The following is a 23,029-nucleotide window of genomic DNA, read 5'->3' on the forward strand; positions in this document are numbered from 1 at the left end:
TGACAAGCCTTCTGCTACCGCCGACCGGCCGACCGGCCGACCGGCCAATCGCGCCATATCGGCTCCACGCCGCCCGGCAGCCAAAGTTTACGGCCAAGCTCGATCCAGGCGCAGGGCTGGTGAAAATCGGATCCCTGGGAGGCCAGCAGCCCGCGCTCGCGCGCATACCCCGCCAGCGCGGTTTTTTCCTGCGGCGACTGCTGGCACATGGCCACTTCGATACCGTCGCCGCCCGCGTCGGTAACATGGTCCAGCAGGCGTTTAAGCCATTTGGTCGACAGCTGGTAGCGGCCGGGATGGGCCAGCACCGCCTGTCCGCCCGCCTGGTGGATGGCGCCGACCGCTTCCTCGATTGTACACCACTGCGGCGGCACATAGCCGGTTTTACCCTTGGACAGGTATTTTTTGAATACCTTGGTCACGTTATCGGCGGCGCCGATGCTGACCAGGTAACGGGCGAAATGGCCGCGCGTGACCAGTTCATCCTGGGCCAAACGGCTGGCGCCCAGCCAGGCGTCGTGAATACCGGCGCGTTCCAGCCGCTCGGCGATGGCATGGGCCCGGGCCAGGCGCCTTTCCCGCTGGGCGCGCAGCAGCCCGTCCATGGCCGGATGCGCGTCATCGATACCGAGGCCGACAATATGGATCTCATGGTTTTGCCACTGGGTGGAGACTTCCACTCCGGCCACCAGCGTGAGGGGCAGCGCGCCGTCGTCGATCGCCTGCCGCGCCCCGGCGAGGCCGGCCACGGTATCGTGATCGGTCACGGCCAGCACGTCGACGCCCATGGCCACGGCGCGCGCCACCAGATCCGCCGGCGAAAGCTGGCCGTCGGAGGCGGTGGTATGGCTGTGCAGATCGTATAGGGTCAGCAACGATGATTTAACGTAGATCTCAGTCAACGATAGGCTACCTTCCAAAATGAATGTTCCTATCATAACGTCAAATGCCCGTGAATCGAACCTGTTAAATATTTAACTGTTTTTAAGCGGTGACTGTTGACATTTCATTGCTGAACTAGTTTACTAGTACACATTAAGACAACCAATGAGAATCTGACGATGATAACCTTAACCGTGGTAACGCTTCGCTGGTGGCGCACTTCCCTTTAGCGGGTGGTGTTATCATGCGTCGCTGTCGTCGGACAGAGCAAGATCCCTACTAACCCGCCTTTCAAGCGGGTTTTTTTATGGGCGATAATCAGGGAACACACTATGCAAGCCACACAACCTCAATTAGAACTGCTGCAGGCCACCGCCACTTATCGCGACGATCCTACCGCGATGTTCAACCAGCTTTGCGGCGCCCGACCGGCCACCTTGCTGCTGGAATCGGCCGAAATCGATAATAAGCAAAACCTGCAAAGCCTGATGGTGCTTGACAGCGCCATGCGCATTACCGCCCTCGGCCAGCGGGTTACGCTGCAGGCGCTGACCGCCAACGGCGCGGCGCTGCTGCCGCTGCTGGACGCCGCGCTGCCGGCCGGGGTTGAGGTGAACGCCCATCCCAGCGGCCGCGAGCTGGTGTTTCCGTCCGTCGGCAACGACATGGATGAGGATGCGCGGCTGCGCGGCCTGTCGGTATTCGATTGCCTGCGCCTGCTGCTGACCCTGGTGCCGGCGCCGGCGGATCAGCCGGATGCCCTGTTCCTCGGCGGCCTGTTCGCCTATGACCTGGTGGCGGGTTTTGAAACGCTGCCCGCGCTCAGCCAGGGGCAGCGCTGTCCGGATTTTTGCTTCTACCTGGCGGAAACCCTGCTGGTACTTGATCATCAGCAGCGCACCTGCCGGCTGCAGGGCAGCCTGTTCACTCCTCTGGCCGGCGAAAAACGCCGTCTACAGGCGCGCATCGAGCAGTTGCAGCATCAGTTGCAGCAGACGCCGGGGCCGATCCCCCACCAGGTGATCGACAGCATGACCCTGGAAACCGATCGCAGCGACGAGGAGTTCGGCCGCATCGTGACCAGCATGCAGCAGGCGATCCGCGCGGGGGAAATCTTCCAGGTGGTGCCTTCACGGCGTTTTTCGCTGCCCTGCCCGTCGCCGCTGGCCGCCTACCATACTCTGAAAGAGAGCAATCCCAGTCCCTATATGTTCTTTATGCAGGATAACGATTTTACCCTGTTCGGCGCCTCGCCGGAAAGTTCGCTGAAATACGATGCCGCCAACCGGCAGATAGAAATTTATCCCATTGCAGGTTCCCGTCCGCGCGGGCGCAGGCCGGACGGCACGCTGGATCGCGATCTGGACAGCCGTATCGAGCTTGAAATGCGCACCGATCATAAAGAACTGGCCGAACACCTGATGCTGGTCGACCTGGCGCGCAATGATCTGGCGCGCATCTGCGAACCCGGCAGCCGCTATGTCGCCGATTTGACCAAGGTCGATCGCTACTCCTTTATCATGCACCTGGTTTCGCGGGTGGTCGGCACCCTGCGCGCCGATCTTGACGCGCTGCACGCCTACCGCGCCTGTATGAACATGGGCACGCTGAGCGGCGCGCCCAAAGTGCGCGCCATGCAGTTGATTGCCAAGGCCGAAGGCACGCGGCGCGGCAGCTACGGCGGCGCCATCGGCTATTTTACCGGCAGCGGCCTGCTGGATACCTGTATCGTTATCCGTTCGGCCTATGTCGAGGACGGCATCGCCACCGTACAGGCCGGCGCCGGCGTGGTGCTGGACTCGGTGCCGCAGGCGGAAGCCGACGAAAGCCGCAATAAAGCGCGCGCGGTGCTGCGCGCCATCGCCACCGCACATCATGCCAGGGAGGTGTTCTGATGGCTGATATCCTGTTACTCGATAATATCGACTCCTTTACCTACAACCTGGTGGATCAGCTGCGCGCCACCGGCCACCGGGTGATGGTGTACCGCAACCAACTGCCGGCGCAGACCATCATCGGCCATCTGATGGCCATGGATAATCCCATACTGATGCTTTCCCCCGGTCCCGGCACCCCCGCCGCCGCCGGCTGCATGCCGCAGTTGCTTACGCGGCTGCGCGGGCAGATGCCGATTATCGGCATCTGCCTCGGCCACCAAGCGATTGTGGAAGCCTACGGCGGCTACGTCGGCCAGGCCGGGGAAATCCTGCACGGCAAGGCGTCCCTTATCACCCATGATGGCGCCGGCATGTTCGCCGGCATGCCGAACCCGCTGCCGGTGGCGCGCTACCACTCGCTGGTGGGCAGCGAAATCCCGGCGGGACTGACGGTCAATGCGCACTTTAACGAGATGGTGATGGCGGTGCGTCATGACGCCGATCGCGTCTGCGGTTTTCAATTTCATCCCGAATCCATCCTGACCACCCAGGGCGCGCGGTTGCTTAACCAAACCCTGGACTGGGCGCTGGCCTGAACGATAGGAACCTGATCATGCAACAGATATTGGAAAAACTTTACCGCGCCGAGCGCATCAGCCGCCAGGAAAGTGAACAGCTTTTTAGCCAGATTATCCAGGGCGGGCTGGAACCGTCGCAGCTGGCGGCGGCGCTGATCAGCATGAAAATCCGCGGCGAGCATCCGGATGAAATTGCCGGCGCGGCCACCGCCCTGCTGGCGGACGCCCTGCCGTTCCCGCGCCCTGATTATCCTTTTGCCGATATCGTCGGCACCGGCGGCGACGGCAGCAACAGCATCAATATTTCCACCGCCAGCGCCTTTGTCGCCGCCGCTTGCGGCGCACGGGTGGCCAAGCACGGCAACCGCAGCGTGTCCAGCCGTTCGGGTTCCTCGGACCTGCTGGCGGCCTTCGGCATCCGGCTGGATATGCCGGCGCAAGCGTCGCGCCAGGCGCTTGACGAGCTGGGAGTATGCTTTTTGTACGCGCCCCAGTACCACACCGGTTTTCGCCATGCCATGCCGGTGCGCCAGCAGTTGAAAACCCGCACGCTGTTTAACGTGCTCGGGCCGTTGATTAACCCCGCCCGTCCCCCGCTGGCGCTGATCGGGGTCTACAGCCCGGAGCTGGTGCTGCCCATCGCCCAAACGCTGCGGGTGCTGGGCTATCAGCGCGCAGCGGTAGTCCATGGCGGCGGCATGGATGAAGTGGCGCTGCACGCGCCGACGCAGGTGGCCGAACTCAATGAGGGCGAGATCGACAGCTATCAATTGACGCCGGAGGATTTCGGCCTGCGGGAACAGTCAATGGACGCCCTGCTGGGCGGCTCGCCGGAAGAAAATCGTGACATTTTGGCGCGGTTGTTACAAGGTAAAGGCGAACATGCCCATGAATTCGCCGTTGCCGCCAATGTCGCCTTGTTATTAAAACTATTCGGCCAGGAGAATCTGCGCGAAAATACCCAACAGGCGCTGGCGGCCATCCGCGGCGGCGGCGCCTATGAACGTGTTGTCGCGTTGGCGGCCAGAGGATAAGACATGCAGGATACGGTACTGACAAACATTGTCGCTGATAAAAAAGTATGGCTGGCCGAGCGTAAGCAACGCCAGCCGCTGGACGGGTTCATCGACGACGTGCGCCCCAGCACGCGCAGCTTCTATCATGCCCTCCAGGGTTCGCGCACCGTGTTTATCCTCGAGTGCAAAAAAGCATCGCCGTCCAAGGGCCTGATCCGCGAGGATTTTGACCCGGCCGCCATCGCCGGCGTGTACAAACACTACGCCGCCGCCATCTCGTGCCTGACCGACGAAAAATACTTCCAGGGCAGCTTTGATTTCCTGCGCCAGATTAGCCAAGTAGTACCCCAGCCGGTGCTGTGCAAGGATTTCATCATCGATCCCTACCAGGTTTACCTGGCGCGTCATCATCAGGCGGACGCTATTCTGCTGATGCTGTCGGTGCTGGACGACGACACCTACCGTCAGTTGGCCGCCCTGGCGCACAGCCTGGAAATGGGCGTGCTCACCGAGGCGATAACCGAAGAGGAGTGCCGGCGCGCCCAGGCGCTCGGCGCCCGGGTGGTGGGCATTAACAATCGCGATCTGCGCGATTTATCCATCGATTTAAACCGTACCCGCCGCCTGGCGCCCCTGCTGCCGGGAGTGACGGTGATAAGCGAATCCGGCATTACCGCCTATCGCCACGTCAGGGAACTGAGCCATTTCGCCAACGGCTTCCTGATCGGCAGCGCGTTGATGGCGGAACCGGATCTGGACGGCGCGGTGCGCCGGGTATTGCTCGGCGAGAATAAGGTCTGCGGACTGACGCGTCCCGAGGATGCCAGGGCGGCATATGACGCCGGCGCGCTCTATGGCGGCCTGATTTTTGCCGCCTCGTCGCCAAGGCGTGTGGATATCCCGCGCGCCCGCGCGGTGATGGCCGGCGCGCCGCTGCGCTACGTCGGCGTATTCCGCGACGCCGCCATCGAGGAGGTGGCAGGCAGCGCCGCCGCGCTGGCGCTGCATGCCGTACAGCTGCACGGCGACGAGGACCAGGCCTATATAAGCGCCCTGCGTCTGGCGCTGCCTTCCGCCTGCCGTATCTGGAAAGCCCTGGATATGCGGACCCATGCGCCGGCGCGGGATTTTAGCGCGGTGGATCGTTATCTGTTCGATAATGGCGGCGGCAGCGGTAAACCCTTTGACTGGTCGCTGCTGGACGGACTGCGTCTGGATAACGTCATGCTCGCCGGCGGGCTGGCGGCGGATAACTGCGTGGCCGCCGCGCAATTAGGCTGCGTTGGGCTGGACTTCAACTCCGGCGTTGAAAGCGCCCCGGGTATTAAAGATCACCATAAACTGGCTACGGTATTTCAGACGCTGCGCGCCTATTAATCGATTGCCCAGATCAACAAGAGACAGGAACGCATGACACTATTAAATCCCTATTTCGGCGAATTCGGCGGCATGTATGTGCCGCAGATCCTGGTACCGGCGCTGCTGCAACTGGAGGACGCCTTTGTCAGCGCGCAAAGCGACCCGGCATTCCAGGCGGAATTCAGCGATTTGTTAACCAATTATGCCGGCCGCCCCACGCCGTTGACCCTGTGCCGTAACCTGACCGCGGGCACCAAGACCAAACTGTATCTTAAGCGCGAGGATCTGCTGCACGGCGGCGCGCACAAAACCAACCAGGTGCTCGGCCAGGCCCTGCTTGCCAAGCGCATGGGAAAAACCGAAATCATCGCCGAAACCGGCGCCGGTCAGCATGGCGTGGCTTCGGCGCTGGCCTCCGCGCTGCTGGGGCTGAAATGCCGCATTTATATGGGCGCCAAGGATATTCAGCGCCAGGAGCCCAACGTGTTCCGCATGCGTCTGATGGGCGCGGAAGTGATCCCGGTGCACAGCGGCTCCTCGACGCTAAAGGACGCCTGCAACGAAGCGCTGCGCGACTGGTCCGGCAGCTATGAGCGCGCCCACTATATGCTGGGCACCGCCGCCGGTCCGCATCCGTTCCCCACCATCGTGCGCGAATTCCAGCGCATGATTGGCGAGGAAACCAAGGCGCAGATGCAGGAACGGGAGCATTGCCTGCCTGACGCGGTGCTGGCCTGCGTCGGCGGCGGGTCCAACGCCATCGGCATGTTCGCCGATTTTATCGATGAGCCGTCGGTACGTCTGATCGGCGTCGAGCCGGGCGGCCTGGGCATCGAGACCGGCCAGCACGGCGCGTCGCTCAAACACGGCCGCATCGGCATCTATTTCGGCATGAAGTCGCCGATGATGCAATCCTCCGACGGGCAGATAGAGGAATCCTATTCCATTTCCGCCGGCCTGGATTTCCCTTCCGTGGGTCCGCAGCATGCCTATCTGGACAGTATCGGCCGCGCGGAATACGTCTCGGCGACCGATGAGGAGGCCCTGGATGCGTTCAAGGCCCTGTCGCGCCATGAAGGCATCATCCCGGCGCTGGAATCCTCGCACGCGCTGGCGCACGCGCTGAAAATGATCAAGGCGGAGCCGGACAAGGAGCAGATCCTGGTGGTCAATCTCTCGGGCCGCGGCGATAAGGATATTTTTACCGTGTACGATATATTAAAAGCGCGAGGAGAAATGTAATGGAACGCTATCAGCAACTGTTTACCACGCTGCACAGCCGTAAAGAAGGCGCCTTCGTGCCCTTCGTCACGCTGGGCGATCCTAATCCCGGCCTGTCGCTGAAAATTATCGATACCTTAATCGAGGCCGGGGCCGACGCCCTGGAACTGGGCATCCCGTTTTCCGACCCGCTGGCGGACGGCCCGACCATCCAGAACGCCACCCTGCGGGCATTTGCCGCCGGGGTGACGCCGGATCAGTGTTTCGAACTGCTGGCCACTGTCCGGCAGAAATACCCCGCCATACCCATCGGCCTGCTGATGTACGCCAACCTGGTGTTTAACAAAGGTATCGATGCGTTTTATGCCCGCTGCGCCGAGGTTGGCGTGGATTCGGTGCTGGTGGCCGACGTGCCGCTGGAAGAGAGCCTGCCGTTTCGTACCGCCGCCATGCGCCACGGCGTGGCGCCTATCTTTATCTGCCCGCCCAACGCCGATAAAGACCTGCTGCGTGAAATCGCCTCCCACGGCCGTGCTTACACCTATTTATTATCCCGCGCAGGCGTAACCGGCAGTGAAAACCAGGGCCATGTGCCGCTGGCCCATCTGGTGACGACGCTTACCGAGTTCCATGCCGCGCCCGCGCTGCAGGGTTTCGGTATTTCCGAGCCGTCGCAGGTGCGCGACGCGCTGGCGGCGGGCGCGGCCGGGGCCATTTCCGGCTCGGCCATCGTCAAGATTATCGAGCGCAACCTGGAAGACCCGGCGGCCATGCTGACGCAGTTAAGCACCTTCGTCAGTAAAATGAAGGCCGCCACGCGCGGTTGATTTGAAAAAAATCATTTTATCCACAACACTCTAATGGCGGCGTATCAATTACGCCGCCATCCTGTAAGATGCGGGTGATATATTATAATAAATAATTCAAATCCAAGGAGAAAAAATGAAAAACTGGAAATCCCTTACGACACTTGCAGCAACCGCAATCGTCGCGGCCGTGCTGGCCGGCTGCGCGCCGACCGCCAAGACCGAAGGCACCGGCGGGTATATTGACGACACCGTGATCACGACCAAAGTGAAAACGCAGTTGCTTGCCGATGACCATTTAAAGGGCACCGAAATCAACGTCGAAACCTTTAAGGGCCGGGTGCAGTTAAGCGGTTTCGCCAGCTCGATGGCCGACGCCAACCGCGCCGTGACCATTACCCGCGGCGTCAAGGGCGTGCGTTCGGTGGAAAACGACATCAGTATCAAATAATCCCGTTGCCGGCGGCGCGCACGCGTCGCCGGCACGGTTTCAGATCCGCACCCTCGTTTTAGAAGCGATAGCCGACGCCGAACATAAATACCCAGGGATCGATTTGCGTATGCACTGATTGCTGCTGGCCGCCGGCCTTGAAACGCACGTCGGTGTCGATATCCATATACCATACCGACATATTCACCAGCCAGTTTTCATTGACGTTATAATCCAGCCCCGCCTGGCCGGCGATGCCCCAGGAGTGCTTGACGCTTAAATCGCTCAGTCCGGCGTCCTGCCCGGTTTGGTTAAAGTGCGCGTCGTAGAAGGTAGTATAGTTGATGCCCACCCCGAGGTATGGCCGCAGTTTATCCGGGGCGTCGCCAAAATAATACTGCGCCATCAGGCTTGGCGGCAGTTGTTTAACCGAGGCGATGTCGCCGGTGCTTTTCAGCCCGACATGGTGCTTGAAGGGCGTTGCCGCCAGCAGCTCCACGCCGATATTGTCGGTGACCAGATAACTGAACGTCAGGCCGAGCTGGGTGTTGTTATCCACGTTAAACTCGCCCATCCCCAGCACGTTATCCGAACTTTCACTCGGCCGTACCGTGGCGCTGCCCGCGCGAACAATAATATCACCCGCCTGATGCGCCTGCGCCGTTGCCGACAGCAGCGCGGCCGCCGCCAAGCCCATAACACACTTGTTCATGTCCCGCTCCTTGTTGAGATAATGCCTTTGCCACGCAAAGTTGATTCAGTTCACAAATGTTACTTTGGCACATCGTAGGGTAAATTTGAGCTGAACCTTGTTTATCATGTTTTATACCAAGGGATTGACTTGATTGAGATTGATCCAAATCAACCAGGACCGAAACAGGACAAAAAAAATACTTTGGCCCGGGCAGTTGCTTTCCCGCGCACCGGGCGTAAGTTAACAGACAGGCAAATCTGATTCGGCGCCGTGGAGTCGGCGGGTGACACGATGAGCGATAACAGTAATCCCTGCATGAGCTGCGGCGCGTGTTGCGCGTGGTTCCGCGTATCCTTTTATTGGGCCGAGGGCGATGACGGCGGCGGCCCGGTGCCCCATGCCTTAACTGAACCCCTTACCCCTTTCTTACGTTGCATGCGCGGCACCAACGAGCGGACGCCGCGTTGCCATGCCCTGGCGGGCGAGGTGGGTAAAGCGGTCCGTTGCACCATTTATGCCGGTCGTCCCTCGCCCTGCCGGGAGTTTGCCATGGCCGGCGACGGCGGGCGGCCCAACGACGCCTGCGATCGCGCCAGGGCGCATTACGGCCTGCCGCCGCTCGCAGCGCCCGCGCAGACGCTTATTAGGGTGGAAAATCAGCATCATCATGTCGCGGGGTGCCCTCCGGGGCATTAACAGGGTAGAATACCGGGCTGATAATTTAGAACGTTCTGCCAAGGAGCTCTACATGCCAATTATGGCAAGTACCCTGTATCGCGACATGTTGAATTTTACCCGTAACCAGTTTACCAGCATCATCCTGCTGGCCCTGCTGGCGGCGCTGATTAGCGTGGTGCTCGGCCATGCCTTATCGCCCAGTAGCGATCAGCTGGTCATCCTGAGCGCCGACGGTCCCGACATGGCCGACTCATCCAGCCTCAGCCTGCAGGAACTGGTGCAGCAAATGACGCCTGAACAGCAAAAAGTGCTGCTGAAAGCCTCTGCGGCGGGCACTTTCGCCGGTCTGGTGGGCAACGTCATCCTGGCCGGGGCGCTGTTGACCATGATTCGCCTGGTATCCGACCGGCAGCCGGTCAGCGTGCTGCGCGCCATCGGGCTGTCCGCGCCCATCCTGCCCCGCCTGCTGTTATTGGTATTTATTACCACGCTGCTGGTGCAACTCGGGCTATTATTGATTGTGATACCGGGGATCCTGATTGCCATAGCGTTCAGCATGGCGCCGGTGATTGCCGCCAGCGACAATCTGGGCGTATTCAAGTCGATGCGCCTGAGTAGTAAACTGGCTTTCGCCAATGTACGGCTGGTTGCCCCGGCGGTGCTGGTATGGCTGCTGGCCAAGGCGGCGGTATTATTGCTGGCGGCACAGTTTACCCAGGTGTCGTCGCTGGTGGCCGCGGTGCTGCTTAACGGCTTAAGTAATATTATTTCCGCACTGTTGCTGATTTACCTGTATCGCCTGTATATGTTGCTGCGCCAGGCCTGAAACCAAGCCGGCGTCACTTAACCAACCACGGATTTTTTTATGAAGCAGTTTCTGGATTTTCTGCCGTTAGTGGTGTTCTTTGTCTTTTATAAGCTGTACGACATTTATATTGCCTCCGGCGCGCTGATTGCCGCGTCGGCGCTGGTGCTGATTTATACCTGGATCCGCTACCGGAAAGTGGAAAAAGTCACCTTGCTGACGTTTATCATGGTTGCCATCTTCGGCTCACTGACGATGTATTACCATAACGCCGAATTCATCAAATGGAAGGTCACGGTCATTTACGGCCTGTTCGCCATTGCGCTGCTGGTCAGCCAGTTTATGCTCGGCAAGCCGCTGATTCAGCGCATGCTTGGCAAGGAACTGACCCTGCCCGAGCGCGTCTGGAACAATCTTAATATTGCCTGGGCGCTGTTTTTCCTGGGCTGCGGCGCGGCGAATATCTATATCGCCTTCTGGCTGCCGCAAAACGTTTGGGTGAATTTCAAGGTGTTCGGCCTGACCGGCCTGACGCTGGTATTCACCCTGTTAAGCGGAGTGTATGTCTATCGTCATATGACGGAAGACCAGAAAAACTCCCGTTGATCCCCCGGTCCGCCGCGGGGCGGACCGATGTCAAACCAAGCGGAACCCCTGATGAGCGACAATCCTTTTTTACCTTCCGGCGAGCTGGTGCTGCGCACGCTGGCCATGCCCGCCGACACCAATGCCAACGGTGATATTTTTGGCGGCTGGCTGATGTCGCAAATGGATATGGGCGGCGCTATCCTCGCCAAGGAAATAGCCGAGGGCCGAGTGGTCACGGTGCGCGTCGACGGCATGACGTTTTTGAAACCGGTGGCGGTGGGGGACGTGGTCTGTTGTTACGCCCGCTGTACCGGCACGGGCAACAGTTCGCTGAGCATTAACGTGGAAGTCTGGATCAAAAAAGTCTCTTCCGCCCCCATCGGCCAGCGCTACCGCGCCACCGAAGCGGCTTTCACCTATGTCGCGGTGGACGACGAAGGCAAGGCGCGTCCCCTGCCCGACGGCAAGCGCCACTTCGCCCCCGGCGGCGCTTAGCCGCCCGTTTTGCCCCAGGCGGCGGCCCGTGCTGGGCCTTGCGCGTACACCGCGGCCCGGCCTAGCTGCTGCTGACGCCCGACAGCTTAAACTCGATGGTCGTGGTCTGGTTTTTGCCCGGTTTGCCGCTCTGGTAGCGCCAGCGCCGGATCACCTGGCGAATTTCGCGCTCGAACATATTGCGCGGCGTGGCGGAAATGATACGCAGGTTTTCCACCTGGCCGCTATCATCGACATCAAACTGGATCTTCACCGTTCCCTCGATGCCCAATGCCCTGGCGCGCTCAGGGTAGCCCGGTTCCGGGCGGCTGATGGCTTTCGGGCCGGTATCGGCCACCGGTGCGGACGGCGCCGGCGCGGGCGCCGGAGCGGCACGTACGGGCGCCTCACGGGGTGGAGCGGCGAGCGGTGTCGGTTCGGCGCGCGGCTCGGTCACCTTGGGCCTGGGTTTAGCCGCTTCTTTATGCACCGGCTTGGGCTTGGGCAGGGGTTTCGGCTGCTGTACCGGCGCGGGAGGCTCAGGCGCGGGGATGGGATCCGGTTCGCGCACAGGCTCCGGGGCGGGTTCGGGCGCAGCCGTCGGCTCAACCTCGGGCGGTTCCACCGGCGGCTGCGGCGGCGCGGCCACCGGCTCAGGCTCCGGCGCCACCAGCGTAACGCTCATCGGCTGCTCAACCGCGGTCGGCGCGGTTATCTGGTTTACCGACGTATACAGCAATCCCGCCACCAGCGAGGTATGCAGCCCTGCGGACAAGACAAACGGCCACGAAAATCGACGGGTCGGTTTCAAAATTATCAACGCCATATCAACAAAAGTTTCAGTAAAGGTGAAGTTTAAATGCAAATAGCAATCATATTCAATAACTCAAAACAAACTCTTGCCAGGTTAACAGGATAAACCGGCAATTATCCCTGTCTGAACAACCGTCAGCGGCCAGGAAAATTTTTTCATTGCGCCGCGGGGTTCAATGTCTTAACGTAAATTACTTGAAATGAATCCATTCCTTTGGGAGTAATGCCCTTGCTCTATGTTATCTATGCTGAAGACGTGCCCGGATCCCTGGAAAAACGCCAATCCGTACGCGCCACTCATGTCGCCCGGCTGCAACTGCTACGCGATGAGGGTCGTTTACTGACGGCGGGCGCGCTGCCGGCGATAGACAGTAACGAACCCGGGGCGGCGGGATTCAGCGGCTCCACCATTATTGCTGAATTCGATTCCCTCGAAGCGGCGCAGGCATGGGCGGATGCCGACCCGTATGTCGCCGCGGGTGTTTATAAGCAGGTGCAGGTTAAACCCTACCGTAAAACCTTCTGATTATTACCCTATTGCATCCCGGCGCCGCCACGCGGCCCGGGCGTGAAATAACGCTGATTGCCCGCTAGGTTAATTTACCCGGCGGCAAAACCCATCAATCATTATCCATGCTTATCATTTATCCTCTCTATTAAGGAGGCTGCGCCAACGGATTTACCGGCAAACAACGCCATTATTTTCTCTGTTGGCCAGACCTGGATATCGCCGGGGCTATATATAATGCGTGCCAACCCCTGCCGTCGGTGAATTTGCTTTTCCCTTAATGCTATTTTTTTTCTGCCGCCTATTTTGGTCGCCTCTTTATTATTTCGCTTGTTACTTAACGCCAACTAATACTTAACGGCAATTAATGAGCGTAACGGCTATTAACCCCTTAAAATTGATAGAAATTACCGTGATCGTCCCGGCATATCATTATCATTTAGGAATTATCTTAGTATAAAAAATAACCAACATTTAATCAGACTCTTACCGGCCAAGACAGCATAAATATTCAGTTAATACGCGCCAGGGCGCCAATATCCGGTTTGTAGGCGCCGGCAATTTCTAATACTTTGGAATTGCTGTACTCCCCGTTAAGAAGTTAACAACCGGAGGTAAGTATGTTGAAGAAAATCTTTATGGCACTACTTGTTATGTCCGCCGCCGGCACCGGTACTGCTTTTGCAGCCGGCGCCGCGGGAACCACGGAAGCGGCTACGCAAAGCGCTTCCGGTGCCGCGACGGTCACCGATCCGGGATTGGTTTCCGGCTCGGTGGCCGCCATGGCATCCGCCAGCGACCCGGAAGGCACTGGGACGTCTACGTCGACGTCGACATCAACGACCACCGCCACACAGTGACAGAGACATCATAAGGAAAGGGATAATCCTGATTAAAACCGTAATAAGGAACTCAAATACGGTAAACCGGCCAAAAGCCGGTTTTTTTATCGCTGTTATTTAGCGCGGATCACAGACCATAAGACGTTACGGAAAAGAGCAACGAACGGCGCTGCTGTTTCAACTGAAGATGCCGCAAACGCGTCAGATGCCGATAGGTGCGGGACTGTGCTTCCACCCACTGGCTACGCCGGCGCTGCGCCTGCCTTAACATGCGCCAGCGGCTGACTTCATTTCTGCTTCTTTTCATGGCACGAACGGACTCTTACCGGATAATAAGGGCGCCATTATAAACCATTTTCCCGGACTGCCAAGGCTGTAACGCCGGCGCGGCGGACTGGTAAAGGGCGCGCGCGGGGCGAAAAAATTTCCTCTTTTCGCCCCGTATGCGTACACTCATGCTTAACGCCTTGCGAACAGGATTTTTCGCCTCTATGACAACTTTTTATACTGTAATCAACTGGCTAATAGTATTCGGCTATTGGTTGCTGATCGCAGGTGTCACCCTGCGGGTGTTAATGAAGCGGCGCGCGGTCCCCTCCGCAATGGCCTGGTTATTGGTTATCTATATCCTTCCCTTGGTGGGCATCATCACCTACCTGCTGTTCGGTGAACTCAACCTGGGCAAGCGCCGCGCGGAACGGGCCAAGGCCATGTGGCCGTCCACGGCCAAGTGGATGCATGACCTCAAGCAGTGCACGCGGATTTTCGCCACCGAAAACAGCGAAGTCGCCCGCTCCCTGTTCAAGCTGTGCGAGTTACGCCAGGGTATGGGCGGACTGAAAGGCAACCAGCTGCAGCTGCTTACCGGTACCGACGCCACCCTTAAAGCCTTGATCAGGGATATCGGACTGGCGCAGACTAATATCGAGATGGTGTTTTATATCTGGCAGGCCGGCGGCCAGGTGGACCAGGTGGCGGAGGCGCTGATGGCGGCCGCCAGGCGCGGCGTGCGCTGCCGTGTGATGCTCGATTCCGCCGGCAGCGTCGCGTTTTTCCGCACCCCCTACCCGGCCATGATGCGTAACGCCGGCGTCGAGGTGGTGGAAACGCTGCACGTCAGCCTGCTGCGTGTCTTTCTGCGGCGCATGGATTTGCGTCAACACCGCAAGATGGTGCTGATTGATAATTATATTTCGTACACCGGCAGCATGAACATGGTCGATCCGCGCTATTTCAAGCAGGATGCCGGCGTCGGGCAATGGATCGACCTGATGGCCAGGATGGAAGGCCCGGTGACGACCGCCATGGGCATTATCTATTCCTGCGACTGGGAAATCGAGACCGGTGAGCGGGTGCTCCCACCGCCGCCCGATGTCAATATCATGCCGTTTGAACAGGCGACGGGACATACTATCCAGGTCATTGCCTCCGGCCCCGGTTTCCCGGAAGGCATGATCCACCAGGCCCTGCTGACCTCAATTTATTCCTCGCGGCAGCAGTTAATCATGACCACGCCCTATCTGGTGCCGAGCGACGATCTGCTGCACGCCATTTGCACCGCGGCCCAGCGCGGCGTGGACGTGCATATCGTGGTGCCGCGCGATAACGACTCCCTGCTGGTCGGCTGGGCCAGCCGGGCCTTTTTCGCCGAACTGCTGGAAGCGGGCGTCAATATCCATCAGTTCGAGGGTGGCCTGCTGCATACCAAAAGCGTACTGGTGGACGGCCAGCTCAGCCTGGTCGGCACCGTCAATCTCGACATGCGCAGCCTGTGGCTCAATTTTGAAATTACCCTGGTGATTGACGATGATGACTTCGGCAGCGACCTGGCGCGGGTCCAGGAGGATTATATCGCCCGCTCCCGGCTTATCGACCCGCAGGTCTGGGCCAAACGCCCCTACTGGCAACGCATTGTCGAGCGCCTGTTCTACTTTTTCAGTCCATTGCTGTAAATTTAGCGAAGGCCATGATGTAATAGCGCCATGCAACGCCCTTGATGCCTCCGTGATACCCACACAGGACCCCGGTTATGGATTTGGACAATCGCCTGACAGATGATGAAACGCTGGAGCAGGCTTATGATATTTTTCTTGAACTGGCGCCGGATAACCTTGATCAGGCCGATCTGATTCTTTTTAATCTGCAGTTTGAACAACGCGGCGCGGCTGAGCTGTTTGACCCGTCGGAAGAATGGCACGAGCAGGTGGATTTTGACCTCAATCCGGATTTTTTCGCTGAAGTGGTTATCGGCCTGGCGGATGAAGACGGACAGGAGGTCAACGACGTTTTTGCGCGCATGCTGATCTGCCGCGATAAAGCGGAAAAAATCTGCCATATCCTCTGGAAAGAATAACTTCACAAGTGCCGCATGACATGCCAGGCCCGTTCTAGGCTGGGGGATTTCTGTTGCCGTGGCGGGGGTTATGCCGCTGCGATAGGGTTTATGTTGCCGTGGCGGAGGTTATGCCGCCGCGATAGGGTTTATGTTGCCGTGGCGGAGGTTATGCCGCTGCGATAGGGTTTATGTTGCCGTGGCGGAGGTTATGCCGCCGCGATAGGGTTTATGTTGCCGTGGCGGAGGTTATGCCGCTGCGATAAGGTTTATGTTGCCGTGGCGGAGGTTATGCCGCTGCGATAAGGTTTATGTTGCCGTGGCGGAGGTTTCGCTTGCCGTGCGTTCGGTGGTTATATGCAGTGCCGGGTGCCGGCAAGCGACAAAGAGGCCGTACCGCGACGGCCTCCTTGACCTCCGCGCGCCCGGCAGGTCGCGCGTCGCTGCGCGATGCCTTCCGCCGCCCATGCCCCCGTGATGCACCGGCCCGGTTAGCGCTCCCGGCGCCACCGGGCCTTTCGCCGCTCCCGGCGGCTCATGCCGGGGGCACTGGCGCCGTCAGCACGCTTTATGCCGGGACATATGTCGCTGTTGGCAATGTATTTTCTGAAGCGATAGCGGCGCTTTTGCTTGGATAGAGTTTGGCGTCGGGATAGGATTGACGGTTATGGGATGCAACGCGTATGGAAAAAAGCAGCTGGCACAGCGAAAAGCAGGTCATACAGACATGGAGTCATGCAGTAAGGCGTTAGAGCCGTCATGTAATAAGGCAGTAAGGCATTCATCATTCAGTTTTAAGTTTTAAGTTTTAAGTTTTAATAGTAAGCATTAGCCATTAGCCATTAGCCATTAGCCATTAGCCATTAGCCATTAGCCATTAGATTGTAGACTTTAGCCCAAATTGGATGCTGATATTTTTCCCGGTAAACGCATACCGCTGAGAACCCTAAAACATTAATTTACTCACAGACGATGGTGTTGACGTGGTGCCGGCATAGAGTGCGCCGGCGGCGCGCATCGCGGCTGGATGAGCCGCCGGGAGCGGCGAAAGCAAAGGGCGCGCCGGGAGCGCGTCCCGTGCGGTCCAAAAGACGGGATGGGTGATGCCGGGAACCGCGCAGCGGCGCACGGTCTGCCGGACGCGCGGAAGTCAAGAAGGGTGGCGCGAACCACCCTTCTTGTCGCTTGCCGGCACCGGGCAAGACATAAAACAACCTAACGCACGGCAAGCGAAACCCTCGCCGCAGCGGCATAAGTCTCTCCCACAAACGCCAGCAAAACCTCCGCCAAGGCGACGCAAACCACCAGCGAAATCCTCTCCGCGGCGACATAAACGTGGCGACATCCATCCGGCGCTCCAAAATCACCAGACCATATCATTGGTACGCCCGCTGGCACCCTGCTGGCGAAAAGTGGGTTTTATTCCCGATTATTGCGCCAGTTGGCTCACATCCACCTTAATGCAGGAGCACGCATGCCGAAAACTGCCCTGCAGTATCGGCCGCGTCACCGCGCACGCCTCGCCGGCAATCGGGCACCGGGTACGGAACACACACCCCGACGGCGGATTGATCGGCGACGGCAAATCCCCTTCCAGCAGTTGAATGGCCTTATTACGTTCCTTATCCGGATCCGGTATCGGCACCGCCGACATCAACGCCTTGGTGTAGGGATGCTGAGGATTATGATACACCTGATCATACGTACCCAACTCCACCGCGTGGCCCAGGTACATCACCAGCACCCGATCGGAAATATGCTTCACCACCGCCAGATCGTGGGCGATAAAGATCAGCGACAGCCCCATCTCACGCTGCAGCTGCTGCAATAAATTCACCACCTGCGCCTGGATCGACACGTCCAGCGCCGACACCGGCTCGTCGCAAATCACCAGCTTGGGTTCAAGTATCAGCGCGCGGGCGATGCCGATACGCTGACACTGCCCGCCGGAAAACTCATGCGGATACCGATTGATAAGATTCGGCAACAGCCCCACCTTCAGCATCATGTTGCGCACCTTGTCTTTCACCAACTGGCGCGGCATCTTCGGATGATAGGTATGCAACGGCTCGGCGATGATATCGCCGATGGTCATGCGCGGATTAAGCGAGGCCAGCGGGTCCTGGAAAATCATCTGGATATCGTTACGCGTCTCGCGCCACTCATCGCTGCTCATCCCCTGCAATTCCTTGCCCAGCCAGGCGATACGCCCGCTGGTGGATTTCACCAGGCCAATCAGCGCCCGGGCAAAGGTCGATTTGCCACAGCCCGACTCGCCCACCACCCCCAGCGTTTCTCCCTCGTACAGCCGCAGGGACACGCCGTCGACCGCCTTTAGGCTCTTGGCCGGTTGCCAGAACCACTGTTTATCGCCTTTCACCTCGAAATACACTTTCAGGTTTTCGACATCCAGCAGCACCTTTTTATGTTCGTCCATGGCATTCATACCAATTCCTCCAGGGGCTTATAGCAGGCGCGCAGACGCTCCGTGGCGAACCGCTCGAGGGGCGGCATGTTGACGCAGATATCCATGGCGTAAGGACAGCGCGGCTGGAACGGACAGCCCTCCGGCAAACGCAGCAGATTGGGCGGATTGCCGGGAATGGTCACCATCATGGTGGAACCGTCGGCATCCAGCCGTGGCACCGCCGACAGCAGGCCGATGGAATAAGGATGGCTGGGCTGGTAAAAAATATCGCGCGCCGTACCGTATTCCATGGTACGGCCCGCGTACATCACCAGCACGCGATCGCAGATGCCGGCCACCACACCCAAATCGTGGGTAATCATAATGATGGCGGTGTTAAACTCGCGTTTCAGATCGTTTAGCAAGGTCATGATCTGCGCCTGGACGGTGACATCCAGCGCGGTGGTGGGCTCATCGGCTATCAGCAGTTTCGGCCGGCACAGCAGCGCCATGGCGATCATCACCCGCTGACGCATGCCGCCGGAAAACTCATGGGGATACATCCGCATCCGCTTGCGCGCCTCGGGCATTTTTACCGCGTCGAGCATACGCACCGACTCTTCAAACGCCTCATGCTTGCTGATTTTTTTATGCATCAACAGTACTTCAATCAGCTGTTCGCCCACCCGCATATAAGGATTAAGCGACGTCATCGGATCCTGGAAAATCATCGAGATTTCCGAGGCGCGTAGTTTGTTCAGCTGCTTCTCCGGCAGGTTGAGAATTTCACGGCCATTAAAGGCGGCGGAGCCCTCAATACGCCCGTTGGCGGCCAGCAGTCCCATCAGGGCAAACGCGGTCTGAGACTTACCCGAGCCGGACTCGCCGACAATACCCAGCGTTTCCCCGGCCCGCAGGGTAAAGTTCAGGTCGTTAACCGCGGTCACATCGCCGTCGGCGGTGGCGAAGGTCACGCGCAAATCCTTAACGGTCAGCAATGCCGGCGCGGACGCTGCCGACGCCAGGGAGGGCGTCGGCGTTTTTGGGTCGATTATGCTCATCACGGCACTCCTTAACGATCTTTCGGGTCGAGGGCATCACGCAGGCCATCGCCGATAAAATTAAAACAAAACAGCGTCACCACCAGGAAAAAGGCGGGAAACATCAGCAGCCAGGGCGACACTTCCATGGAATTGGCGCCGTCGCTTAACAAGGCGCCCCAGCTGCTCAGCGGCTCCTGCGTGCCCAGCCCCAGGAAACTGAGGAACGACTCGAACAGGATCATGCTCGGCACCAGCAGGGACGCATAAACCACCACCACGCCCAGCACGTTGGGGACGATATGGCGCAGGATAATATTGCGGGTACGCACCCCGCTGACCACCGCGGCCTCGATAAACTCCTTGCGTTTCAGCCCCAGGGTCTGGCCGCGCACGATACGCGCCATATCCAGCCAGGACACCATGCCGATGGCGATAAAGATCAAAAAGATATTGCGACCGAAAAAAGTCACCAGCAGGATAACGAAAAACATAAACGGAAAAGAGTTGAGGATTTCCAGCAGGCGCATCATCACCGAGTCGGTTTTACCGCCGAGATAGCCGGACAGCGCACCGTAAAGCGTGCCCAGGATCACCGCCACCAGCGCGGCGGCGACGCCGACCATCAAGGAAATCCGTCCGCCGATGGCCACGCGCACCAGCAGATCGCGGCCGGAGGAATCGGTGCCGAAATAATGCGCGGATTCCATACTCGGCGCGGCCGACATCATGGCAAAGTCGGTATCGTCGTAACTGAATTGCGCCAGGGAAGGCGCCAGGGCGACAAACACCACGATCAGCGCCAGAACGATAAGGCTGGTTAGCGCGGCCTTGTTATGGATAAAACGCCGGCGGGCGTCCTGCCAAAGGCTACGGCCTTCCACTTGCAGCGTTTCGCTGAGTTTCTCCAGAGCCTCGCTATTTTTGTTACCAATCATCATGTGCGTGCTCCAGCTTAATAACGTATTTTCGGGTCGATAACCGCGTACAGCACATCGACAATCGCATTAAATAAAATCGTCAGCGCCCCGACCAGGATGGTCAGGCTTAACACCAGCGAATAATCACGGTTCAGCGCGCCGTTGACAAACAGCTGGCCGATCCCCGGCAGTCCGAAGATGGTTTCTATTACCATGGAGCCGGTAATGATGCCGACAAACGCCGGTCCCATATAAGAAATGACCGGCAGCAGCGCGGGTTTGAGGGCGTGGCTGAAAATAATGCGCCGCATGGGCAGTCCCTTGGCCCGGGCGGTGCGGATAAAGTTGGAGTGCAGCACCTCAATCATCGAGCCACGGGTGATACGGGCGATGCTGGCGATATAGGCCAGCGACAGGGCAATCATCGGCAGCAGCACAAACCTGGGCGCGCCGCCGTTCCAGCCGCCGCCCGGCAGCCATTTAAGCGTAATGGCGAAGATAAGCACCAGCAGCGGCGCCACCACAAAGCTGGGTATGACGACGCCGGTCATGGCAAAACCCATGGCCAGGTAATCCCATTTGGTATTTTGCCGCAGCGCCGCCATGACGCCGGCGAATACCCCCACCACCATCGCCAGTATAAACGCCGCCAGGCCTAGCTTGGCCGAGACGGGAAAAGAATTGGCCACCAAATCGTTAACCGAATAGTCTTTATATTTGAACGACGGGCCGAAATCACCGTGCGCCAGTTGGACCAGATACGCGCCGTACTGCTTTATCATCGGATCGTTGAGATGGTACCTGGCTTCGATGTTGGCCATCACTTCCGGCGGCAGGCCGCGCTCGCCGGTAAACGGACTCCCGGGCGCCAGCCGCATCATGAAAAATGAAATGGTGATCAATATGAATAGCGTCGGAATCGCTTCAAGCAACCGGCGGATAATAAACTTTAACATGCCCAATACCTATAACGTGCATTTATTCAAATCGTTCACTTGAACAGGAAAAACAGGGCACGGCCCGTGAAGACCCTGCCCTGTTGTCATCCATTACGCCTGGTTAATGTTTGATGATGTAAAGGTCTTTTACATACACATTATCCAGCGGATCTTTACCGGTATATCCACCAACATAAGGTTTCACCAGCCGGGCGTTCACATAGTAATACACCGGAACGATGGCGGAATCCTTATCCAGTTGCTGTTCAGCCTGCTGATACAAGGTTGTGCGCGCATCATCGCTCTTGGCGTCGACGGCGTCGGCAATCAGTTTATCAAAGGCCGGGCTGGAGTAATGGGCGGTATTGCTCGAACCATTGGTCAGCATAATGTTCAGGAAGGTGGTGGGTTCGTTGTAATCGGCACACCAGCCGGCGCGGGATACATCAAAGGTCCCCTGGTGACGGGTATCGAGGAAGGTTTTCCATTCCTGGTTTACCAACTTGACTTCCACGCCCAGGTTCTTTTTCCATATCGACGCAACGGCAATCGCCAGTTTCTTATGCAGATCGGAGGTATTGTACAATAAATCGAAGGTCAGCGGCTTATCCTTGGTGTAGCCGGCCTGCTCCAGCAGCTTACGCGCTTCGGCATTACGTTTGTCCTGGCTCCAGCCAAACCACTCCGGCGGGGTCAGCTTGGCGCCGTCGGTATACGGAGGCGTAAAACCAAAGGCGGGCAAGTCGCCCTGGGCCTTGACCTTGTTAACGATAATATCGCGATCCAGCGCCAGTTTCAGCGCAGTGCGCACGCGCACATCGGTAAAGGGCGCCTTTTGGTTATTGATTTCATAATAATAGGTACACAGATACGGATCGACATGCACTTCTTTCGGGATTTCGCGTTTCAGCTTCTGGAATAATTCGATCGGCAGATTGTTATAGGTCATATCGGATTCGCCGGCGCGATAGCGGTTCACGTCGGTTACTTCCGAGGAAATCGGCAGGTAGGTCACCTGGTTGATCACCGTCTTGGCATTATTCCAATAGGACGGGCTACGCTCCAGCACCAGACGCTCGTTGACGACCCAATCCTTTACTTTATACGCGCCGTTGCCGACCCAATTGGCGGGCTGGGTCCATTTTTCACCAAACTGCTCCACCACCTTTTGCGGCACCGGCGACATGGCGGGGTTGCTCAGTAATTTAGGAAAATAAGGCACCGGCTGGCTCAGGGTCACTTCCAGCGTCTTATCGTCCACGGCCTTAACGCCCAGGGTATCGGGTTTCATTTTGCCGGCAATGATTTCATCGATATTCACGATATGGGCGTACTGCGGATAGCTTTCATACGGCGACGCGGTCTGCGGGTCGGCCAGGCGACGCCAGCTATAGACAAAATCCTGCGCCGTCACCGGATCGCCGTTGGACCATTTGGCGTCTTTGCGCAGATGGAAGATCCAGACTTTCGAGTCCTTGGTCTCCCAGCTTTCGGCGGCGCCCGGCTGCGTATGGCCATACAGGTCGTTAATGGTCAGCCCTTCCAGCACATCGCGGTTGATATTGGATTCCGGCACCCCTTCTATCTTATGGGGATCGAGGGACTGTATTTCGGCGCCGTTGCCGCGCACCAATTCCTGTTTGTCGCTAAGCTGCACGCCGGCGGGAACGTCCGCGGCGAAAGAGGATCCTACCGACACGACGCCCAGTGCGGCAATGATGCCCGCCGCCAGCAGTGTCTTTTTCGTGATGTTGGTCATTATCAGTGCACTCCAGTTTTTTATTATTGCGTGGCCCCGGCTTTGCGGCACGCAGGTTCCCG

Annotated in this window: 22 protein-coding genes, 1 pseudogene and 1 other annotated feature; of the genes and pseudogenes, 14 read left to right on the forward strand and 9 right to left on the reverse strand. The window is 58.5% G+C overall.

What is annotated here, in order from left to right; all coding sequences use genetic code 11:
* Positions 1–14: 14 nt before the first annotated feature.
* On the reverse strand, positions 15–938 hold the full coding sequence (rnm, locus tag ACL2XG_RS04455) for an RNase RNM (RefSeq protein ID WP_413722786.1): 924 nt from the start codon (positions 936–938) through the stop codon (positions 15–17).
* Between the two features lie 147 nt (positions 939–1,085).
* Positions 1,086–1,191, forward strand: a sequence feature (Trp leader region).
* 23 nt (positions 1,192–1,214) lie between these two features.
* Here rnm and ACL2XG_RS04460 point away from each other — a divergent pair.
* The 6 genes and pseudogenes from ACL2XG_RS04460 (at position 1,215) to ACL2XG_RS04485 (ending at position 8,190) form a co-directional block, all read left to right on the forward strand.
* Positions 1,215–2,777: an anthranilate synthase component 1 gene (locus ACL2XG_RS04460; RefSeq protein ID WP_413722785.1), complete on the forward strand. Its 1,563-nt coding sequence runs from the start codon at positions 1,215–1,217 to the stop codon at positions 2,775–2,777.
* Positions 2,777–4,371 (forward strand): annotated as a pseudogene (trpD, locus tag ACL2XG_RS04465) (bifunctional anthranilate synthase glutamate amidotransferase component TrpG/anthranilate phosphoribosyltransferase TrpD). The gene ACL2XG_RS04460 and the pseudogene trpD overlap by 1 nt, the downstream one beginning before the upstream one ends.
* Positions 4,372–4,374: 3 nt before the next feature.
* Positions 4,375–5,730, forward strand: a complete 1,356-nt coding sequence (gene trpCF, locus ACL2XG_RS04470) for a bifunctional indole-3-glycerol-phosphate synthase TrpC/phosphoribosylanthranilate isomerase TrpF (protein WP_413722784.1) — start codon at positions 4,375–4,377, stop codon at positions 5,728–5,730.
* 33 nt (positions 5,731–5,763) lie between these two features.
* On the forward strand, positions 5,764–6,954 hold the full coding sequence (gene trpB / locus ACL2XG_RS04475) for a tryptophan synthase subunit beta (RefSeq protein WP_410015230.1): 1,191 nt from the start codon (positions 5,764–5,766) through the stop codon (positions 6,952–6,954).
* The gene (gene trpA, locus ACL2XG_RS04480; RefSeq protein ID WP_413722783.1) at positions 6,954–7,760 is read left to right on the forward strand and encodes a tryptophan synthase subunit alpha; all 807 of its coding nucleotides are present in this window, start codon (positions 6,954–6,956) and stop codon (positions 7,758–7,760) included. The genes trpB and trpA overlap by 1 nt, the downstream gene beginning before the upstream one ends.
* A 115-nt stretch (positions 7,761–7,875) precedes the next feature.
* On the forward strand, positions 7,876–8,190 hold the full coding sequence (locus tag ACL2XG_RS04485; protein WP_410015232.1) for a BON domain-containing protein: 315 nt from the start codon (positions 7,876–7,878) through the stop codon (positions 8,188–8,190).
* A gap of 58 nt (positions 8,191–8,248) precedes the next feature.
* Here the strand turns inward: ACL2XG_RS04485 and ompW are convergent, their stop codons facing one another.
* Positions 8,249–8,881: an outer membrane protein OmpW gene (gene ompW, locus ACL2XG_RS04490; RefSeq protein WP_413722782.1), complete on the reverse strand. Its 633-nt coding sequence runs from the start codon at positions 8,879–8,881 to the stop codon at positions 8,249–8,251.
* Positions 8,882–9,154: 273 nt separating this feature from the next.
* Here ompW and ACL2XG_RS04495 point away from each other — a divergent pair, with 273 nt between their 5' ends.
* From ACL2XG_RS04495 to yciA, 4 genes are read left to right on the forward strand one after another with little or no spacing between them, the layout of a single operon-like run.
* On the forward strand, positions 9,155–9,559 hold the full coding sequence (locus ACL2XG_RS04495) for a YkgJ family cysteine cluster protein (protein WP_410015234.1): 405 nt from the start codon (positions 9,155–9,157) through the stop codon (positions 9,557–9,559).
* A 52-nt stretch (positions 9,560–9,611) separates the two neighbouring features.
* The gene (locus ACL2XG_RS04500) at positions 9,612–10,367 is read left to right on the forward strand and encodes a YciC family protein (RefSeq protein ID WP_410015235.1); all 756 of its coding nucleotides are present in this window, start codon (positions 9,612–9,614) and stop codon (positions 10,365–10,367) included.
* A gap of 39 nt (positions 10,368–10,406) precedes the next feature.
* Positions 10,407–10,952: a septation protein A gene (locus ACL2XG_RS04505; protein WP_410015236.1), complete on the forward strand. Its 546-nt coding sequence runs from the start codon at positions 10,407–10,409 to the stop codon at positions 10,950–10,952.
* A 51-nt stretch (positions 10,953–11,003) separates the two neighbouring features.
* The gene (yciA, locus tag ACL2XG_RS04510) at positions 11,004–11,429 is read left to right on the forward strand and encodes an acyl-CoA thioester hydrolase YciA (RefSeq protein ID WP_413722781.1); all 426 of its coding nucleotides are present in this window, start codon (positions 11,004–11,006) and stop codon (positions 11,427–11,429) included.
* Between the two features lie 61 nt (positions 11,430–11,490).
* Here yciA and ACL2XG_RS04515 read toward each other — a convergent pair whose 3' ends face one another.
* Complete coding sequence (locus ACL2XG_RS04515) at positions 11,491–12,234, reverse strand: energy transducer TonB (protein ID WP_413722780.1); 744 nt, start codon at positions 12,232–12,234, stop codon at positions 11,491–11,493.
* A 216-nt stretch (positions 12,235–12,450) separates the two neighbouring features.
* Here ACL2XG_RS04515 and ACL2XG_RS04520 point away from each other — a divergent pair, with 216 nt between their 5' ends.
* Both ACL2XG_RS04520 and ACL2XG_RS04525 read left to right on the forward strand, forming a co-directional pair.
* Positions 12,451–12,747 carry a YciI family protein gene (locus ACL2XG_RS04520; RefSeq protein WP_410016555.1) on the forward strand — a complete coding sequence of 99 codons (297 nt, stop codon included), beginning with the start codon at positions 12,451–12,453 and terminating at the stop codon, positions 12,745–12,747.
* Positions 12,748–13,367: 620 nt separating this feature from the next.
* Positions 13,368–13,589, forward strand: coding sequence for a hypothetical protein (locus ACL2XG_RS04525; protein WP_410015239.1), 222 nt, complete (start codon positions 13,368–13,370; stop codon positions 13,587–13,589).
* A 109-nt stretch (positions 13,590–13,698) separates the two neighbouring features.
* Here the strand turns inward: ACL2XG_RS04525 and ACL2XG_RS04530 are convergent, their stop codons facing one another.
* A complete protein-coding gene (locus ACL2XG_RS04530; protein WP_410015240.1) occupies positions 13,699–13,878 on the reverse strand; it encodes a YciY family protein in 180 nt (59 codons plus the stop codon).
* A gap of 184 nt (positions 13,879–14,062) precedes the next feature.
* Here ACL2XG_RS04530 and cls point away from each other — a divergent pair, with 184 nt between their 5' ends.
* Both cls and ACL2XG_RS04540 read left to right on the forward strand, forming a co-directional pair.
* Positions 14,063–15,523 carry a cardiolipin synthase gene (gene cls / locus ACL2XG_RS04535; RefSeq protein ID WP_410015241.1) on the forward strand — a complete coding sequence of 487 codons (1,461 nt, stop codon included), beginning with the start codon at positions 14,063–14,065 and terminating at the stop codon, positions 15,521–15,523.
* A gap of 77 nt (positions 15,524–15,600) precedes the next feature.
* Positions 15,601–15,924, forward strand: a complete 324-nt coding sequence (locus tag ACL2XG_RS04540; RefSeq protein WP_410015242.1) for an HI1450 family dsDNA-mimic protein — start codon at positions 15,601–15,603, stop codon at positions 15,922–15,924.
* 1,408 nt (positions 15,925–17,332) lie between these two features.
* Here ACL2XG_RS04540 and oppF read toward each other — a convergent pair.
* From oppF to oppA, 5 genes are all read right to left on the reverse strand, one after another.
* Positions 17,333–18,349 (reverse strand): murein tripeptide/oligopeptide ABC transporter ATP binding protein OppF, encoded by a 1,017-nt coding sequence (gene oppF, locus ACL2XG_RS04545; RefSeq protein WP_410015243.1) that lies wholly within the window; start codon positions 18,347–18,349, stop codon positions 17,333–17,335.
* Positions 18,346–19,371: an ABC transporter ATP-binding protein gene (locus ACL2XG_RS04550; RefSeq protein ID WP_410015244.1), complete on the reverse strand. Its 1,026-nt coding sequence runs from the start codon at positions 19,369–19,371 to the stop codon at positions 18,346–18,348. The genes oppF and ACL2XG_RS04550 overlap by 4 nt, the downstream gene beginning before the upstream one ends.
* A gap of 11 nt (positions 19,372–19,382) precedes the next feature.
* Entirely contained in the window at positions 19,383–20,291 is a 909-nt protein-coding gene (gene oppC / locus ACL2XG_RS04555) for an oligopeptide ABC transporter permease OppC (RefSeq protein WP_410015245.1), read from the reverse strand.
* A gap of 14 nt (positions 20,292–20,305) precedes the next feature.
* Entirely contained in the window at positions 20,306–21,226 is a 921-nt protein-coding gene (oppB, locus tag ACL2XG_RS04560) for an oligopeptide ABC transporter permease OppB (RefSeq protein WP_410015246.1), read from the reverse strand.
* A gap of 103 nt (positions 21,227–21,329) precedes the next feature.
* On the reverse strand, positions 21,330–22,967 hold the full coding sequence (oppA, locus tag ACL2XG_RS04565) for an oligopeptide ABC transporter substrate-binding protein OppA (RefSeq protein ID WP_410015247.1): 1,638 nt from the start codon (positions 22,965–22,967) through the stop codon (positions 21,330–21,332).
* Positions 22,968–23,029: the final 62 nt, after the last annotated feature.

The sequence above is a fragment of the Sodalis sp. RH24 genome (assembly GCF_047324145.1).
Taxonomy (GTDB): domain Bacteria; phylum Pseudomonadota; class Gammaproteobacteria; order Enterobacterales; family Enterobacteriaceae; genus Acerihabitans.

What these genes read in the sequence shown, in the direction of transcription:
- rnm (WP_413722786.1), bottom strand. Translation starts at nt 938, where the DNA reads ATGATAGGAACATTCATTTTGGAAGGTAGCCTATCGTTGACTGAGATC.
- ACL2XG_RS04460 (WP_413722785.1), top strand. Translation starts at nt 1,215, where the DNA reads ATGCAAGCCACACAACCTCAATTAGAACTGCTGCAGGCCACCGCCACT.
- trpCF (WP_413722784.1), top strand. Translation starts at nt 4,375, where the DNA reads ATGCAGGATACGGTACTGACAAACATTGTCGCTGATAAAAAAGTATGG.
- trpB (WP_410015230.1), top strand. Translation starts at nt 5,764, where the DNA reads ATGACACTATTAAATCCCTATTTCGGCGAATTCGGCGGCATGTATGTG.
- trpA (WP_413722783.1), top strand. Translation starts at nt 6,954, where the DNA reads ATGGAACGCTATCAGCAACTGTTTACCACGCTGCACAGCCGTAAAGAA.
- ACL2XG_RS04485 (WP_410015232.1), top strand. Translation starts at nt 7,876, where the DNA reads ATGAAAAACTGGAAATCCCTTACGACACTTGCAGCAACCGCAATCGTC.
- ompW (WP_413722782.1), bottom strand. Translation starts at nt 8,881, where the DNA reads ATGAACAAGTGTGTTATGGGCTTGGCGGCGGCCGCGCTGCTGTCGGCA.
- ACL2XG_RS04495 (WP_410015234.1), top strand. Translation starts at nt 9,155, where the DNA reads ATGAGCGATAACAGTAATCCCTGCATGAGCTGCGGCGCGTGTTGCGCG.
- ACL2XG_RS04500 (WP_410015235.1), top strand. Translation starts at nt 9,612, where the DNA reads ATGCCAATTATGGCAAGTACCCTGTATCGCGACATGTTGAATTTTACC.
- ACL2XG_RS04505 (WP_410015236.1), top strand. Translation starts at nt 10,407, where the DNA reads ATGAAGCAGTTTCTGGATTTTCTGCCGTTAGTGGTGTTCTTTGTCTTT.
- yciA (WP_413722781.1), top strand. Translation starts at nt 11,004, where the DNA reads ATGAGCGACAATCCTTTTTTACCTTCCGGCGAGCTGGTGCTGCGCACG.
- ACL2XG_RS04515 (WP_413722780.1), bottom strand. Translation starts at nt 12,234, where the DNA reads ATGGCGTTGATAATTTTGAAACCGACCCGTCGATTTTCGTGGCCGTTT.
- ACL2XG_RS04525 (WP_410015239.1), top strand. Translation starts at nt 13,368, where the DNA reads ATGGCACTACTTGTTATGTCCGCCGCCGGCACCGGTACTGCTTTTGCA.
- ACL2XG_RS04530 (WP_410015240.1), bottom strand. Translation starts at nt 13,878, where the DNA reads ATGAAAAGAAGCAGAAATGAAGTCAGCCGCTGGCGCATGTTAAGGCAG.
- cls (WP_410015241.1), top strand. Translation starts at nt 14,063, where the DNA reads ATGACAACTTTTTATACTGTAATCAACTGGCTAATAGTATTCGGCTAT.
- ACL2XG_RS04540 (WP_410015242.1), top strand. Translation starts at nt 15,601, where the DNA reads ATGGATTTGGACAATCGCCTGACAGATGATGAAACGCTGGAGCAGGCT.
- oppF (WP_410015243.1), bottom strand. Translation starts at nt 18,349, where the DNA reads ATGAATGCCATGGACGAACATAAAAAGGTGCTGCTGGATGTCGAAAAC.
- ACL2XG_RS04550 (WP_410015244.1), bottom strand. Translation starts at nt 19,371, where the DNA reads ATGAGCATAATCGACCCAAAAACGCCGACGCCCTCCCTGGCGTCGGCA.
- oppC (WP_410015245.1), bottom strand. Translation starts at nt 20,291, where the DNA reads ATGATGATTGGTAACAAAAATAGCGAGGCTCTGGAGAAACTCAGCGAA.
- oppB (WP_410015246.1), bottom strand. Translation starts at nt 21,226, where the DNA reads ATGTTAAAGTTTATTATCCGCCGGTTGCTTGAAGCGATTCCGACGCTA.
- oppA (WP_410015247.1), bottom strand. Translation starts at nt 22,967, where the DNA reads ATGACCAACATCACGAAAAAGACACTGCTGGCGGCGGGCATCATTGCC.